This is a genomic window from Nocardia sp. MDA0666 (genome assembly GCF_003023875.1).
Taxonomy (GTDB): domain Bacteria; phylum Actinomycetota; class Actinomycetes; order Mycobacteriales; family Mycobacteriaceae; genus Nocardia; species Nocardia aobensis.
On the sequence record NZ_PYHT01000003.1, the window covers coordinates 174,314 to 188,023 of the forward strand.

The 13,710-nt window shown below is 68.7% G+C and carries 15 protein-coding genes; 7 read left to right on the top strand and 8 right to left on the bottom strand.

Translation table 11 applies throughout. The features are described 5' to 3' along the window. Positions 1 to 9: 9 nt before the first annotated feature. Genes C8258_RS07140 through C8258_RS07150 form a run of 3 tightly spaced genes read right to left on the bottom strand, consistent with a single transcriptional unit; the run spans position 10 to position 2,883 of the window. Positions 10 to 921 (bottom strand): hydroxymethylglutaryl-CoA lyase, encoded by a 912-nt coding sequence (locus tag C8258_RS07140; RefSeq protein ID WP_106954477.1) that lies wholly within the window; start codon positions 919 to 921, stop codon positions 10 to 12. Then, positions 918 to 2,213 carry a CaiB/BaiF CoA-transferase family protein gene (locus tag C8258_RS07145; RefSeq protein ID WP_106954478.1) on the bottom strand — a complete coding sequence of 432 codons (1,296 nt, stop codon included), beginning with the start codon at positions 2,211 to 2,213 and terminating at the stop codon, positions 918 to 920. Before C8258_RS07145 ends, C8258_RS07140 begins: the two co-directional genes overlap by 4 nt. Before the next feature lie 34 nt (positions 2,214 to 2,247). Next, positions 2,248 to 2,883 carry a TetR/AcrR family transcriptional regulator gene (locus C8258_RS07150; protein ID WP_106954479.1) on the bottom strand — a complete coding sequence of 212 codons (636 nt, stop codon included), beginning with the start codon at positions 2,881 to 2,883 and terminating at the stop codon, positions 2,248 to 2,250. A 123-nt stretch (positions 2,884 to 3,006) separates the two neighbouring features. Here C8258_RS07150 and C8258_RS07155 point away from each other — a divergent pair, with 123 nt between their 5' ends. Beyond that, positions 3,007 to 3,573, top strand: coding sequence for a VOC family protein (locus C8258_RS07155; protein ID WP_106954480.1), 567 nt, complete (start codon positions 3,007 to 3,009; stop codon positions 3,571 to 3,573). Between the two features lie 43 nt (positions 3,574 to 3,616). Continuing rightward, positions 3,617 to 4,255 (top strand): carboxymuconolactone decarboxylase family protein, encoded by a 639-nt coding sequence (locus C8258_RS07160; protein WP_106954481.1) that lies wholly within the window; start codon positions 3,617 to 3,619, stop codon positions 4,253 to 4,255. Between the two features lie 73 nt (positions 4,256 to 4,328). Here the strand turns inward: C8258_RS07160 and C8258_RS07165 are convergent, their stop codons facing one another. The 4 genes from C8258_RS07165 to C8258_RS07180 are packed head-to-tail and all read right to left on the bottom strand — an operon-like array spanning position 4,329 to position 7,822. After that, positions 4,329 to 5,423 carry a nitronate monooxygenase family protein gene (locus C8258_RS07165; RefSeq protein WP_106954616.1) on the bottom strand — a complete coding sequence of 365 codons (1,095 nt, stop codon included), beginning with the start codon at positions 5,421 to 5,423 and terminating at the stop codon, positions 4,329 to 4,331. After that, positions 5,417 to 6,175, bottom strand: coding sequence for a CoA-transferase subunit beta (locus C8258_RS07170; protein WP_106954482.1), 759 nt, complete (start codon positions 6,173 to 6,175; stop codon positions 5,417 to 5,419). Before C8258_RS07170 ends, C8258_RS07165 begins: the two co-directional genes overlap by 7 nt. Beyond that, a complete protein-coding gene (locus C8258_RS07175; protein ID WP_106954483.1) occupies positions 6,172 to 7,056 on the bottom strand; it encodes a CoA transferase subunit A in 885 nt (294 codons plus the stop codon). Before C8258_RS07175 ends, C8258_RS07170 begins: the two co-directional genes overlap by 4 nt. 1 nt (position 7,057) lies before the next feature. Next, the gene (locus C8258_RS07180; RefSeq protein WP_106954484.1) at positions 7,058 to 7,822 is read right to left on the bottom strand and encodes an enoyl-CoA hydratase family protein; all 765 of its coding nucleotides are present in this window, start codon (positions 7,820 to 7,822) and stop codon (positions 7,058 to 7,060) included. Between the two features lie 50 nt (positions 7,823 to 7,872). On the opposite strand from C8258_RS07180, the gene C8258_RS07185 reads away from it, so the two are divergent. The 5 genes from C8258_RS07185 to C8258_RS07210 all read left to right on the top strand — a co-directional run bounded on the left by C8258_RS07185 (position 7,873) and on the right by C8258_RS07210 (position 12,928). Further along, positions 7,873 to 8,667, top strand: coding sequence for an SDR family oxidoreductase (locus C8258_RS07185; protein WP_369974720.1), 795 nt, complete (start codon positions 7,873 to 7,875; stop codon positions 8,665 to 8,667). Between the two features lie 69 nt (positions 8,668 to 8,736). Further along, positions 8,737 to 9,654 carry an SDR family oxidoreductase gene (locus C8258_RS07190; protein ID WP_036497635.1) on the top strand — a complete coding sequence of 306 codons (918 nt, stop codon included), beginning with the start codon at positions 8,737 to 8,739 and terminating at the stop codon, positions 9,652 to 9,654. 328 nt (positions 9,655 to 9,982) lie between these two features. Beyond that, positions 9,983 to 11,215 (top strand): hypothetical protein, encoded by a 1,233-nt coding sequence (locus C8258_RS32215; protein ID WP_146161179.1) that lies wholly within the window; start codon positions 9,983 to 9,985, stop codon positions 11,213 to 11,215. 11 nt (positions 11,216 to 11,226) lie between these two features. After that, complete coding sequence (locus C8258_RS07205; protein WP_106954486.1) at positions 11,227 to 11,739, top strand: ImmA/IrrE family metallo-endopeptidase; 513 nt, start codon at positions 11,227 to 11,229, stop codon at positions 11,737 to 11,739. Positions 11,740 to 11,902: 163 nt separating this feature from the next. Beyond that, complete coding sequence (locus C8258_RS07210; protein WP_106954487.1) at positions 11,903 to 12,928, top strand: hypothetical protein; 1,026 nt, start codon at positions 11,903 to 11,905, stop codon at positions 12,926 to 12,928. A 154-nt stretch (positions 12,929 to 13,082) separates the two neighbouring features. Here the strand turns inward: C8258_RS07210 and C8258_RS07215 are convergent, their stop codons facing one another. Next, positions 13,083 to 13,499 (bottom strand): helix-turn-helix domain-containing protein, encoded by a 417-nt coding sequence (locus C8258_RS07215; protein ID WP_014348820.1) that lies wholly within the window; start codon positions 13,497 to 13,499, stop codon positions 13,083 to 13,085. Positions 13,500 to 13,710 lie beyond the last annotated feature (211 nt).

Genomic DNA, 13,710 nt, shown 5'->3' on the forward strand with positions numbered 1-13,710 from the left:
TCGTGCGGCTCAGTGTGATGCCGCATTCCTGGGCCGCAGGCGACCGCCCGCGGCGAGCAGATTGCTGTCGACCGGCTTGCCGAGCAGGCGTGAGATGAGCCGGGCGGCGTCGAGCGCCCGGTCGATGTCGATGCCGGTCTCGATGCCGCCGTCGGAGAACAGATAAGCCAATTCCTCGGTCGCGATATTGCCGCTCGCCCCGGGGGCGAACGGGCATCCGCCGAGACCGCCTGCGGCGGAGTCGAATCGGCGCACGCCGTGTTCGTAGGCGGCCCAGGCGTTGGCGAGCCCCTGTCCACGCGTGTTGTGCAGATGGATGCCGAGTTCGGTATCGGGCGCCGCCGCCCGCACCCGGTCGATCACGTCGGCGGTCCGGACCGGTGAGGCGGTGCCCACGGTGTCGGCGACGGCGAGCGAATCGGCGCCGCAAGCCTCGGCGCGCGCGGCGATCTCGGCCACCCGCTGCGGCGGGGTGCGGCCGTCGAACGGGCAGTCGAAGGCGATGGCGACGATCACCTCCAGCCGGCCACCGGCCGCATGCACCTGCTCGGCGATGGGCTCGATCAGCGCGACCGATTCGGCGCTGTCGCGTCCCACGTTGGCCCGGCTGTGCCCGTCCGATGCCGAGACGACGTATTCGAGCCGATGCACACCCGCGGCGAGGGCGCGCCCCACCCCGCCGAGACCGGCGACCAGGGCGGAGAACTCCACGCCGGGCCACCGATGTAGTTGCGCGGCAACGGCTTCGGCATCGGCTAGCGCCGGGATGGCGCGCGGTGAGACGAACGAGGTGGCCTCGATCCGGCGCACACCGGTGGCGACGAGCGCGTCGATGAAGGCGAGTTTGGCTTCGGTGGGAATCGGCTCCTCGATCTGCAGGCCGTCGCGCGGTCCCACCTCGCGAATGTCGACGGCGGTCATCCGATCGTGCCTTCGCCGCGCAATCCGGCCAGCCGGTCGGAGTCGTATCCGAGCAGCTCACCCAGTACCTCGTCGGTATGCGTGCCCGGGCGGCTCGGGCCGCCCCAGCGCACGCCACCGGCGGTGGCGCTGAGCCGCGGCACGACGCCGACACCCTTGACCGGGACGGGATCGTATTCGGCGTCGTCGCGTCCGACGGACGGATCGACGTGGTCGACGAAGATGCCGCGCGCGGTGAACTGCGGATCCGCCATCACCTCGGCGACGGTGTTCACCGGGCCCGCGACCACGCCGTGCCGATTCAGCAGATCGATCAGATCGGCGGCGGTGAAATCTCCGGCCCATGCCGCGATCATCTCGTCGAGTTCGTCCTGCCGTTCACCCCGCGCGGAATGGGTGGAATACCGTGGGTCGGAAGCGAGTTCGGGCCGGCCCATCGCGGTGACCAGCCGCCCGAAGACGGTGTCCTGATTGGCCGCGATGATCACCCACAGCCCGTCCTTGGCCTTGTACAGATTCGACGGCGCCACCCGGTCCAGCCGGGTGCCCGAGGGCTGGCGCACATGTCCGGTCTTGTGGAAATCCGGAACCGTGGACTCCTGGATCGCCAGCGACGCCTCGGTCAGCGCCGCATCGACCACCTGCCCGCGCCCGGTCCGCTCCCGCACCAGCAGCGCGGCGAGCACACCCTGGAAGGCGAACAGCCCGGCCAGGCTGTCGCCCAGCGACAACGCCATCCGCGGCGGCGCCTGTCCTGGGAATCCGTTGAGGTGGCGCAGCCCGCTGATGCCCTCGGCCACCGACGCGTAACCCGCCCGGGACGCGTACGGCCCGGTCTGCCCGTAGCCGGAGACGCGGGCCAGCACCAGCCCCGGATTCAGCTCGCTGAGCACGTCGTAGCCGATACCCCAGCGCTCCAGCGTGCCGGGCCGGAAACTCTCCACCACGACATCGGCCGTGCGGGCCAATTCCAGGAAGATGTCGCGTCCCGCCGGGACGCGCAGATCGAGACTCACACACCGCTTGTTGCGGGCGTGCACGGTCCAGAAGTACTGGTGGCCGCCGCCGGCCGCCTGACCCCAATCACGAAGCGGGTCGGGACGATCCGGCGCTTCGATCTTGATGACATCGGCCCCCATATCACCGAGCAGGCGTCCGCAGTACGGCCCCGCGATCAGCGTCCCCAGCTCGAGCACCCGGAAGCCGTCGAGCGGTCCGGCCGCCCCGGGCGCGGCCGCAGCTTCGCTGTCGTGCGCTTCGGGATGTGCGGTGGTCGGTGGGTCCGTTCTCATACTGCCTCCTGAGATGTGTCCCCGGACGGATGCGTTATTTCTCGTCCGGGTCGAGCCCGAGTGCGCCGACCGACATCTGGTCGAGGGTTTCCAGCAACGCCTGCTCATCGGCGTCTTCGCCCTGGATCAGCCACAGGTACAGCGTGTGGTCGACCATCGCGGACATGGCCCGGGCGGCCAGTTCCGGATCCAGCGACGCGCGGACCAGCCCGTCGCGCTGCCAGCGGGCGATCGCCTGCGCGGTGCGATCGATGAGCCGGCGCCGATGTTCGTGGCGCAGCTGCCGGAACTCTTCGTTGAAGGTCGCGACCTGCTCCACGATCGCCATCATCCGGGCGTTGCGCCGGTAGGCCGCGTAATAGGACCGGTTGGCCGCGATGAGCCGGGCGGCCGGCGAGAGCTGCGCGGGTGCGGGTTCGCGGCGGTGCATATCCTCGAACAACCGCGTGCTCAGCTCGCCGAACACATGGTCCTTGGATTCGAAGTAGCGGTAGAAGGTGCCGTAGGAGACGCCTGCCTCCTCGCTGATCTGTTCCACTCGCGTATCGAGGAATCCGACGGTCTCGAACACCTTGCGCGCCGCGTCCAGCAATGCGTCGCGTGTCTTGCGCCCCCGCGGTGTCAGATTGTCGACGGGGGTGGGCGCGCTATTGACAGATGACTTCGGCACGGCTCAAACTATCCACGAACATGACATGACTGTCAAGTCAGTTCAGTTGGGAGAATCCCAGCTCACAGTAATGGTGCGGACCCGTCACGGAGGTCGAATCGGCACCACAGCGGAAGGACTGCAATGAGCGCCGCCAACCCGAAATACGAACTACGCGGAATCAACCATCTGGCCCTCGTGTGCTCCGATATGCGCCGGACGATCGAGTTCTACTCCGGCACGCTGGGCATGCCGTTGGTCAAGACCATCGAACTGCCGCACAACCTCGGTCAGCACTTCTTCTTCGACTGCGGGGGCGGCAACACCATCGCCTTCTTCTGGCTCGCCGACGCACCCGACGCCACCCCCGGACTGGCCGCGCCCAAGGGACTTCCGGACGAAGGGGAGTTGGTCAGCGGCGTGGGCTCGATGAACCACGTGGCCTTCGCCGTGCCGCCGGAACGATTCGACGACTACTACCAGCGGGTGCGGGCCGAGGGCATCAAGGTCAGCCGGGTCCTCAATCACGATGACAGCCCCGCGGGAGTTTCCCGGGATGTGCACCCCGGAACCTTCGTGCGGTCGTTCTACTTCCAGGACCCGGACGGGGTGCTGCTCGAATTCGCCTGCTGGACCCGGACTTTCACCGAGGCCGACGTATCGCACGAGCCGAAGACCGCCGCCGACCGCCGCGCCGCCGCCGGACTCTGATCACCCACCAGCCGCGAAACCGCCCTACCGAGAGGTTCGAAACATGCCCCGCCTGCGTGAAGTCCCGCGCGCCGAAGTCACCGACGAGCGAATCCTGTTCTACTACGACCGGCTGTTCGGGCCCGACCGCGACCCGGCCGTCGACCACGGCACCGTCCACGCCACCCCCGGCGACTGGTGGACCGTCTTCGCGCAGTCACCCCAGGTGTTCCGGCACGCGGTCCGGGGATTCGCCGTCTACCGCAACTCACGCCTGGATCCGCTGCTGCGCGAATTGGGGCAGTGCCGCGCCGGATACGCGCGCGGCAGTCAGTTCGTGTTCTCCCAGCACTGTAAGCAGATGCGCTCGCTGGGCGCTCCCGAGGAGAAGATCGCGGCCATCCCGTCCTGGCAGATCAGCGACTGTTTCTCCGAACTCGAACGCGCGATTCTCGCCTACACCGACTGCCTGGTCCACGACGGCGGCCGGGTGCCCGACGAAGTGTTCGCGGTGCTGCGAGCCAACCTCGGCGATCCGGAAATCCTGGAACTGACCTACATCACGGCGCTGTACGACATGCACGCCACCATATGCCGCGCCCTGCGGCTGGAATTCGATGATCGCCCGGAACCCGTTGCGGAGGTGCGGATTCCGGAGGGCGTGGAGGTCCGCGACCTGTCGGCAGATCTGTCGGGGGAGTAGCCGGAAACCGCACAGACCGCCCCGCCGGGTGTCGGCGAGGCGGCCTGTGTCGTTGCGACCGAACCTGTTTCGGTTACGCGGACGCGCCGGGGGTCGCCGCGGCGCCGTCGCGGAGCGCGGCGATCGTGTCGATCCGCGCGACCGCATCGTCGATGATGCGGTCGATGAGCTCTTGCACGGTGGGCAGATCGTCGATGATTCCGGTGACCTGTCCCGCGGCCAGCACACCGGCCTGCGTATTGCCCTCGACCAGACCGGCCTTGAGCAGCATCGGCGTATTGGCGGCCATGATCACCTGAGACCAGGTGAGGTCCTTGGCCTTTCGCATCGCCAGACCGTCGCGGACCATGGTGGACCACTTCATACCGGTCATCGATTTGAACTTCGCGGCATTGGCGACCGCGGCGGACAGTCCGCGCCAGCTGCCCGAATGTTCCAGCCGGTCCACCAGATCGGTGTTGAGCACCCGATGCGGCATGCCGTCCACCTTCAGCGAGACGACGGTGTCCTGCAGCCCGCGGCGCAGATACTCCTGTTTCACCTCGTCGGGCACGCTGCTGTCCTGCGTGAGCAGGAAGCGGGTACCCATCGCCACGCCCGCGGCGCCGTAGGCGAGTGCCGCCGCCAGTCCGCGGCCGTCGAAGAAGCCGCCGGCGGCGACCACCGGAATGTCGACCGCGTCGAGTACCGAGGGCAACAGCAGCGTGGTGGCCACCGGACCGGTGTGCCCACCGCCCTCGCCGCCCTGCACGATCACCGCGTCCGCGCCCCACGAGGCCACCTTCACCGCATGCTTGGCGGCGCCGATGGACGGCACCACCACCACGCCGGCGTCCTTGAGTCGCGCGATGAGCTCCTTCTTCGGCGCCAGCGCGAACGAGGCGACCCGGACCTTCTCGCGGATCAGCAGCTCGATCCGTTCGGCGGCGTCGGAGGCGTCGGCGCGGATGTTCACGCCGAACGGCTTGTCGGTGTGCGCCTTGGTCTTCGCGATGGCCGCCTCGAGTTCGGCGTAGGTCATCGTGGCCGAGGCCAGAATGCCGAGGCCGCCGGCCTGGGAGGTCGCCGCCACCAGGCGCGGCCCGGCCACCCAGCCCATTCCGGTCTGCACGATCGGATGCTCGATGCCGACCAGTTCGGTCAGCGGAGTCCGCAGCCGGCTCACGATGCCACTTCCTTTTCCCGGATTCCCTTGGGATCCAGCACCGTCCGGATGATCCGCAGCTCCTCGTCGGTGGGCGTGCGGGTCACCTCGGCGCTGTCCAGTCCGGCCACCTCGAACGCGGTGTTCTCGGCGACCTCGTCGGCGCTCACTCCCGGATGCAGCGACAGCGCCCGCAGGGTGTGGCCGGGCCCGCCGAAGTCGAACACGCCCAGATTGCTGATCACCCGATGCAGGTGGTGGTACCGGTACGCCGGATTCTCCGGATCGATCTTGTCGTAACCGATTCCGCACACGATGTCGACGGTCTCGCAGAACACGCGCGTGCTGTGCTTGGGCACGAAGTAGCTGGTCGCGTGGTTGATGGTGTTGCCCGGCGCGCCGCGCACACCGAACATCTGCCGCTTCGGCTGCTGCAGCGCGCCGAAGGCGGACAGATTCTGGTTGCCGTAGCGGTCGATCTGGTTGGCGCCCATGACGACATGGCGCCGCCCGGAAGCCACGACGTCGAACACCTTGCCGAACGGAATCCAGCCCTCGGTGGGAGCCTTGGCGCCCAGCGCGGGGGTGTCGGCCAGCAACAGCGACTCGCCGTCGGAGATCAGCAGATCCGGTTCGAAGGTCAGCCGCGCCAGCCGCGCCCCGATGGTGGGAGTCGGCGACATCGGGCTGGCCATGATCTCGCCCGCGCCCCGGAAGATCTCGGCGCAGGCGACCGCGCACACCTCGGCGCGGGTGATAGTGGTGGTCTCGCTCATCGGCGCTCCTCCTCGGCAGCGAATTCGGCCACCGCGGAACGGTATTCGTCCTCGGTGACATCCAGATAGCGCTCCTTGAAGGCCGCCCAGGTCTCGGGATCCTTGGCCGCCTCGACGTAATGGCGCTGGAACTTCTCGTCACGGCCGTAGCTGCCGGAGAAGGTGAAATGCGCGCCGTCGGGCGCCTCCACGACGCCGTCGACCATCATGCGATTGAGGATGATCGCCTGGTTCGGAACGGCCTTCACCAGTTCCTCGGTCTCGACCAGCCGATCCACCGACAGGAACCGCCGCTCGGCGGCCAGGCAGTACAGATCGTCCATGTACGGGTCGACGCCGGTGTAGGCGGCGTTGCCGTGCTTGTCGCCGATGTCGAGGTGGACGAACGCGGCGTCCAGGTCGAGTGCCGGCATCGCGACCAGGGTTTCGACGCGCCCGTCGGCATCCGGATACGGGGACTGCACCGTGCGCAGTTCACCGTCCCAGAAACTCGGCACGTCCGAGCCCAGCCCGGCGCGGGTGGGCAGGAACGGCAGCCGGGCCGCGGCCGCCTGCAGGCCGGATTTGACCATGCCCTCGTCCATTTCGCGGGAGATCAGCTCACCGCCGGTGCGGGCCTTGGCGAACCAGGGATCGTAGAACGGCGCCGAATCGAGGGAGACGAATCCGTAGTAGGCCTTGCGCACCTTGCCCGCCGAACACAGCAGGCCCAGATCCGGCCCGCCGTAGGTCACGACGGTCAGATCGGTGACGTCCGAGCGCAGCAGCGCCCGCACGAACGCCATCGGCTTACGCCGCGAACCCCAGCCGCCGAGGCCGATGGTCATCCCGCTGCGCAGCTGGGAAACCGCGTCCTCCAACGACATCCGCTTGTCGCGCATGCTATTTCGCTCCCTTCTTGGCCGCCAGATCCTCGTCGAACCGCGCCCGGATCTCATCGGCCACACCGGCGAGATTCAGCTCGAAGGTGAAGCCCTGTTCGAAGCGGTAGCTGCGGTGCACGTCCTGCAGGTCGATACCGTTGAGCGCGCGCTTCGCGGCCCGGATGACCCGTCCGTCCTTGGCGGCGATGTTCTTCGCGACTTCCATTGCGGCGGAATCGAGTTCGGCTCGCGGCACCACCTTGTGCACCGAGCCGAAGTGGTGCAGCTGCTGCGCGGTCACGGTGGAGGCGGTGTAGAACAGCGTGCGCATCATGTGCTGGGGGACCAGCCGGGCCAGGTGGGTGGCCGCACCCAGGGCGCCGCGCTCGACCTCGGGCAGCCCGAAGGTGGCGTCGTCGGAGGCGACGATGACATCGGCATTGCCCACCAGGCCGATGCCGCCGCCGAGGCAGAAGCCGTTCACCGCCGCGATCACCGGCACCGGGCACTCGTAGACCGCGCCGAAGGCGTCGTAGCAGCCGTGATTGGCGTCGATGAGCGTCTGATGGCCCGGGTTGCGCTGGATCTCCTTGATGTCGACCCCGGCGTTGAAGCCGCGGCCCTCGGCGCGCAGCACGACGACCTTGGTCTCCGGGTCCCGCCCGGCCTCGCGAATCGCATCGGCCACGCCGAACCAGCCCGCGGTGGGCAGTGCGTTGACCGGCGGATAGTCGATCGTGACGACCTCGATACCCGAGGTCTCGGTGTGACGGTTGATCCCCATCGCATGTCCATTCGTTGGCAAAACAAGCAAGTGCTTGGTAGGTTAGCACGGTGGCAATCGAAGTGGACCTGTCCGGATCGGTAGTTCTCGTGACGGGCGGGGTCAGGGGCGTAGGCGCCGGCATCAGCCGGGTGTATCTGGACGCCGGCGCGACGGTGGTGGTGTGTGCCCGCCGCCCCGGCGAGGCGGCGATCGAGAGTTCCGGGCGCACCGCCGAATTTCTGCCGTGCGATGTGCGCGACGGCGAGGCGGTGACCGGGCTGATCGAGACGATCGTGCAGCGGCACGGCCGGATCGACCATGTGGTGAACAATGCCGGTGGGGCGCCGTTCGCCCCCGCCGCCACCGCCTCCCGCAACTTCCACGCCAAGATCGTGGAGCTGAACCTGCTGGCCCCGCTGCTGGTTTCGCAGGCGGCCAATGCCGTGATGCAGCAGCAGCCCGACGGCGGTTCGATCGTGATGGTCTCGAGTGTGAGCGGCCACCGGCCCTCGCCGGGCACCGCCGCCTACGGTGCGGCCAAGGCCGGCCTGGACAGTCTGGTGTCCTCGCTGGCGATCGAGTGGGCGCCGAAGGTGCGGGTCAATTCGGTGATCGTCGGAATGGTCGGCACCGAATCCAGTCATCTGCACTACGGCGACGACGCCGGGATCGCCGCCGTCGAGGCGACCGTGCCGCTGGGCCGGCTGGCGACCCCCGAGGACATCGGCCGGGTCGCGGTCTTCCTGTCCTCGCCGCTGGCCGGCTACGTCAACGGCGGATCGCTCATCGTGCACGGCGGCGGGGAACGTCCCGCATTCCTGGACGCGGCGACCGTCAACGACGCCGAGCCCGCCGCGCGTTAGCCGTTGTCGCGCGCGATCACCGATCACAGCGAAAACCCTTACCGCACCGAGGAAATGAGAGCAGCAGATATGACCGACAACTCCGAGCTGATCTGTGCAGGACGCACCGTGATCGTCACCGGCGCCGGCCGCGGTATCGGCCGGGCCCACGCCTTGGCCTTCGCCGCGGCGGGCGCCAACGTGGTGGTCAACGATCTGGGTGCGGAACTGGACGGCGCGCCCAGCGTTGATTCGCCCGCCGCCCAGGTGGTCGAGGAGATCGTGCAGGCCGGGGGCCGGGCCGTCGTCAACGGTGACGACGTCGCGGACTGGGCCGGTGCGAAGCGGCTGATCGGCCAGGCCGTGGAGACCTTCGGCGGACTGGACGTGGTCGTGAACAACGCCGGTATCGTGCGCGACCGGATGCTGGTCAACCTGGCCGAGGACGAGTGGGATGCCGTGATCCGCGTCCACCTGAAGGGCCACTTCGCCACCATGCGGCATGCCATCGAGTACTGGCGCGCGGAATCCAAGGCCGGTCGCGCCCGCGACGCCCGCATCATCAACACGAGCTCGGGTGCCGGTCTGCAGGGCAGCGTCGGACAGGGCAACTACGCGGCGGCCAAGGCCGGTATCGCGGCTCTGACCATCACTGCCGCAGCGGAATTCGGGCGCTACGGGGTCACCGTCAACGCCATCGCCCCCTCCGCGCGCACCCGCATGACCGAAACCGTCTTCGCCGATATGATGGCCCGCCCGGACGACGGCTTCGACGCGATGGCGCCGGAAAACGTCTCACCCCTGGTGGTCTGGCTGGGCAGCCCGGATTCGGCCGGTGTCACCGGGCGCATGTTCGAGGTCGAGGGCGGCAAGGTGGCATTGGCCGACGGCTGGCGCCACGGTGTCGCCGAGGACCGCGGTGCACGGTGGCAGCCGTCCGAATTGGGACCGGTGGTGCGCGAGTTGATCGCCAAGGCAACCGATCCCGAGCCGGTCTACGGAGCCTGAGCACCGCAACCCTCACAGCAACGATCCGCGCCGGTGAGATCGCGCCCCGCCGCCTCCTTCCCGCGGCCGCGATCCGCCGGCGTCGCTGTAACCAATACCCTTGTGCCAGTAGGGATGACGTCGGGTTTTCGACTTGCCGGTAGTGCGTGGGCGCGGTCACTGCGGCGTCCAATTTCAATCCCGCTGGCCCCCGGGGTGATCGGGCTCACATGATCTCGCTGCACGAGCAAACTGCCGGCAGTTAAGATGGGCCGCATTCGTTAGGTCCCGGAGAGGTTGTAGCGACCGGGGAGAAATCTGCGCTGAGAAGTTGAGGGAAGGCAAGCGCATGACCATGGGTCGCATCGCGCGCGTTGTCGCGGTAGCCGGATTGATCGGCAGTTGCGGGGTCTTCGGCCCCCTGGTGGCCAACGCACAACCAGCCGGCCCCGCGCCGTCCGGACCCGTCGGCGCCCCCTTGCCGGGCACGCAATCCCGTCAGCAGAACCCCGCGGTTTCCCGGCCGAACACCGGGGGCGCTGGTGCGGCCGGGCAGCAGGGACCGACCGCGCCGGAACCGGGGGCAGCGGGATCTCCGACCGACGACGACCGGTACGACGGCAACCTGGCCATCCCCGGACGTGCCACCAGCTCCTCCACCAGCTCCTCGACGCAGGCGCCTGCGCAGGTGTCCGGACCGGCCGGGCCGCCGATCACGCCGACGCCGGTCGTCGGCGAGGGGTTTGCCGGATTGGCGAGCATTCTCGGGTCCGGTTCGGCGGCGGTGGGATCGGCTGCCGCCGGTTCGGCGGCGTCCGGCTCGGCACTGACCGGGTCCGCGCTCGGCGGGACCGGTTCTGCCGCAACGGGTTCGGTTGGAGCAGCGACCGGGTCGGCGTTGGCCGGGGCCGGTTCCGCGGCTGCGGGCACCGGATCCGCTGCCGCCGCAACGGGTTCCGCCGTTACCGGATCGGCGCTGGCCACCACCGGTTCCGCGGCGGCGGGCGTCGGCTCGCTGCTCGCCGGGATTCTCGGAACGGGTTCGGCGGCAACGGGTTCCGCGCTGGCCGGGCTGGCCGGTACGGGTTCCGTCGCGACGGGCTCCGCCTTGGCCACTCTGCTCGGCACCGGTTCCGCGGTCACCGGCTCCGCCGCCGTCGGCTCCGCGGCCGCGATGTCGCCGCTGCTGCTTCTGCTTCTGCTGCAACCGGTTCCGCCGCCCGCGGCCCCGGCCGCACCGCCGTTGGCCATTCCGCCGGTACCCCCGGTTCCGGGTGCTCCGGTCGTCGCCGTCGCGCCCGCCGCGGTCCCGCCGGCACCACCGGCCGCGCCACCCGCCCCGGCGCCCGCCCCAGCGGCGCCGGCCGCCCCGGCGCCCGCACTGGCGCAACCGAATCCGGCCGTGCGCTCTACGGCTGCCACCAGCGGACTGCCCGAGGTGAAGACGCTGGCCGTGCTCGGCGGCGTGATCGCCATGGCGCTGGCCGCGGCCGGTTCCGGCGCGGTGAGTTTCCAGAGTGCCTCCGCCGCACAGGCGCGCATCGACGCCGCACGCGCGGAATTCTTCGGACCGAGGGCCTGAGGGGGCGCGAGATGACCGAGAGCCGGATTCAGACGGGCCGCTCCTACCGCCGCGTCGCCGCCGCCGTCGACGCGGTGTGTGCCGTCGCCGCCGATTTCGACGCCACCACCCTGGAAGAGGTGGTCCTCGCGATCGCGGCCGAACGCGGCCGCATGATCGAAATCGCCGATGCTCAGCTCGGTCCGGGCGTCTGCGGTCAGCGCCGCAGCTATCCGGACAAGGACGTGATCGTGCTGGCCGCGGCCCTGCCCAGCCGTGACCACACCCTCGCGCACGAACTGGGCCATGTGGTCTTCGACCACCCGGGTGAACCGGCCGCCGAGGTGACGCTCGAGGCCGGCGACGATCTGATCGCGTACATGCTGTCTCAGCGCGCGCATCAGCAGATCGTCGACGACGGGCGCGACGATCAGTACGAGTGGGAAGCCGAAACCTTCGCCGGCATGCTGATGACCCGCCTGCGCGTCTTCAACAACCGCGGCGCCGGTGTCTCGGTGCTCCGATTCGACGAGGCCCTCGGATGAGCGAGAGGTCCGGAGGCGGCAGCGTGCGTAACCACGGAGGGCCTCTCGGTCATCCGAAGAAGGCTCGGATGAGCGAGAGGTCCGGAGGCGGCAGCGTGCGTAACCACGGAGGGCCTCTCGGTCATCCGGAGAAGGCTCGGATGACCAAGGGGACAGGGTAGGTATGACGTTCTGGTTGACGGCCCTGCTGGTGTGGATGGCGGCCGGCGCCCGCATCGGTCGCGTCCTGGTGAAGCCCGCGACCACGGCCCGGGTGGCGATCGTGATCGCGGTCGCGGCGGTGGCCGCCGCGGCCACCCTCGGCATACCCGAGATCGCGGTCGCGGTGGATCACGCACTGCCGCAGGGCATCAACGGCGCAGCGCTGGCCGACCGGCTGGTGGTGGCGACCTGGCTGCTGTTCGCGGTGGCCACGTCGGTGGTGGCGGCCGCCGCCTGGCCGGTGGTCTCGCGTCGGAATCTGCGCCAGATCGCCTGGATGGTCTACGGTTTCGGCGCGCTGGTCATCGCCGCCACCATCGGGTGGTCGATTGTGTTCGGCTGGGTTATGACCCTGCTCGGCTGCGCCTTCATCGCCGTCACCGGTCTGCGCAATCTGGACTGGACGGCGCTGGGACGCGGTATCGCGCTCTACACCACCGGCACGGTGGTCGCGGGTGTGCTTGCGGCGCTGTCGATTCGGCGGCTGGCGATCGGTGAACAACCCGCGCGGCCCGGCGATCCGGGCTGGTTCTGGCCGGCCTGGCAGCTCGCGAGCCTGCTGATCGCGGTCGGCGCGGTATGGATCGTGATCGAGCTCTGGGTGCGGGCGCGCCTGCTGCTGCGCCAGATTCGGGCCCTGCATCGCACGTTGATCAAGCGCTTCCCCGAGGTGGTGGCGCACGAGCAGACGGTGTCGGCCACCCAGCTCAAGGCTTCCGATCAGGTCGCGCAGATCATGGACGCGCTGTATCTGCAGACCGGCGGCGGCATGGAGTTGGCGGCGGCCGGTATGCCCGCCCGCTCGGTCACCGACCGTGCCGAACGGGTGGCCCGCTGGGCCCGCAATCCGCTCGGTGACGACATCGTCGACGCCCGTTGGATCGCACCGCCGGAGGGACTGAGCCCGCGCGGTTGGGTGCAGGCGATCGCCCGCGCCTTCGAGCGCACCGCGACCGACCGGAAATCAGCGGTCGCACAGGCGGATTGATCATCGACGCGACGGGACCGATTGGGCGGCGGTCCGTTCGTACAGTGGAGCCTGAATTGCACAGTGCAGACCGAAGCGTCTCCGCCTCGGTCTCAGGTCACAAGACAACACAGTGCGGTTCCGAGTGCCGCACTGTGTTGCCTTGTCCAACTTGCTATTCCGTGCCGTCCGGTGGAACCTCGGGCAGACCCTCACTCGCCCGGAGCTTTTCGGCCATCGAGGTCAGGAGGTTCTGCGACTCTTCGGAGAGATCGAACGCCCTGCTCGACAGCCGACGCAGTCCATAGCCCTGCAGCTGGGACAGCAACTCCAGATCATGGTCGATCTTGGCGGCGTAGATGTCGTTGAAGAAGTAGTCCGGTTTGACCTTGAAGAACTTTGCCAGTGCGGCAACCGTCTCATCTGAGGGGTTCGTCCGCTGACCCGACCGCAACTGCGAGAGATACGGTTTCGAGATCGGATGCCCGGAGGCGGTGAGCGCTGCCGCCACCTCGGCATTGGTGTGCGGCTTACGCCCCGGGGGATGCACGGTTTCGAACAGCTTGTTCAGCCGCGCCGCGAAATCAGCCATTGTGAGCCGCCCAATTCCCTTCGCTGTACTAACAGTCGTTATCTCGGATACGTATCATTGATATTAGCGGCTGAGTAACTGAAAACCTACGCCTGATTCAGGATTTCCTTGAAGCTTCCAGGTCGGCCGTCCGGGAACTGTTCAGCGTCGGCACGTTTGCGGGGCAACGCGCCCTCACTGGTCGAGGGGCAGTACGCTCCGGTTCTGGCCC

Bases quoted from the DNA above. Each gene is read 5' to 3' on its own strand.
- C8258_RS07215 (WP_014348820.1), bottom strand. From the start codon at position 13,499: ATGGCTGATTTCGCGGCGCGGCTGAACAAGCTGTTCGAAACCGTGCAT.
- C8258_RS07175 (WP_106954483.1), bottom strand. From the start codon at position 7,056: ATGCGCGACAAGCGGATGTCGTTGGAGGACGCGGTTTCCCAGCTGCGC.
- C8258_RS32215 (WP_146161179.1), top strand. From the start codon at position 9,983: ATGACCATGGGTCGCATCGCGCGCGTTGTCGCGGTAGCCGGATTGATC.
- C8258_RS07190 (WP_036497635.1), top strand. From the start codon at position 8,737: ATGACCGACAACTCCGAGCTGATCTGTGCAGGACGCACCGTGATCGTC.
- C8258_RS07170 (WP_106954482.1), bottom strand. From the start codon at position 6,175: ATGAGCGAGACCACCACTATCACCCGCGCCGAGGTGTGCGCGGTCGCC.
- C8258_RS07160 (WP_106954481.1), top strand. From the start codon at position 3,617: ATGCCCCGCCTGCGTGAAGTCCCGCGCGCCGAAGTCACCGACGAGCGA.
- C8258_RS07210 (WP_106954487.1), top strand. From the start codon at position 11,903: ATGACGTTCTGGTTGACGGCCCTGCTGGTGTGGATGGCGGCCGGCGCC.
- C8258_RS07205 (WP_106954486.1), top strand. From the start codon at position 11,227: ATGACCGAGAGCCGGATTCAGACGGGCCGCTCCTACCGCCGCGTCGCC.
- C8258_RS07140 (WP_106954477.1), bottom strand. From the start codon at position 921: ATGACCGCCGTCGACATTCGCGAGGTGGGACCGCGCGACGGCCTGCAG.
- C8258_RS07155 (WP_106954480.1), top strand. From the start codon at position 3,007: ATGAGCGCCGCCAACCCGAAATACGAACTACGCGGAATCAACCATCTG.
- C8258_RS07145 (WP_106954478.1), bottom strand. From the start codon at position 2,213: ATGAGAACGGACCCACCGACCACCGCACATCCCGAAGCGCACGACAGC.
- C8258_RS07180 (WP_106954484.1), bottom strand. From the start codon at position 7,822: ATGGGGATCAACCGTCACACCGAGACCTCGGGTATCGAGGTCGTCACG.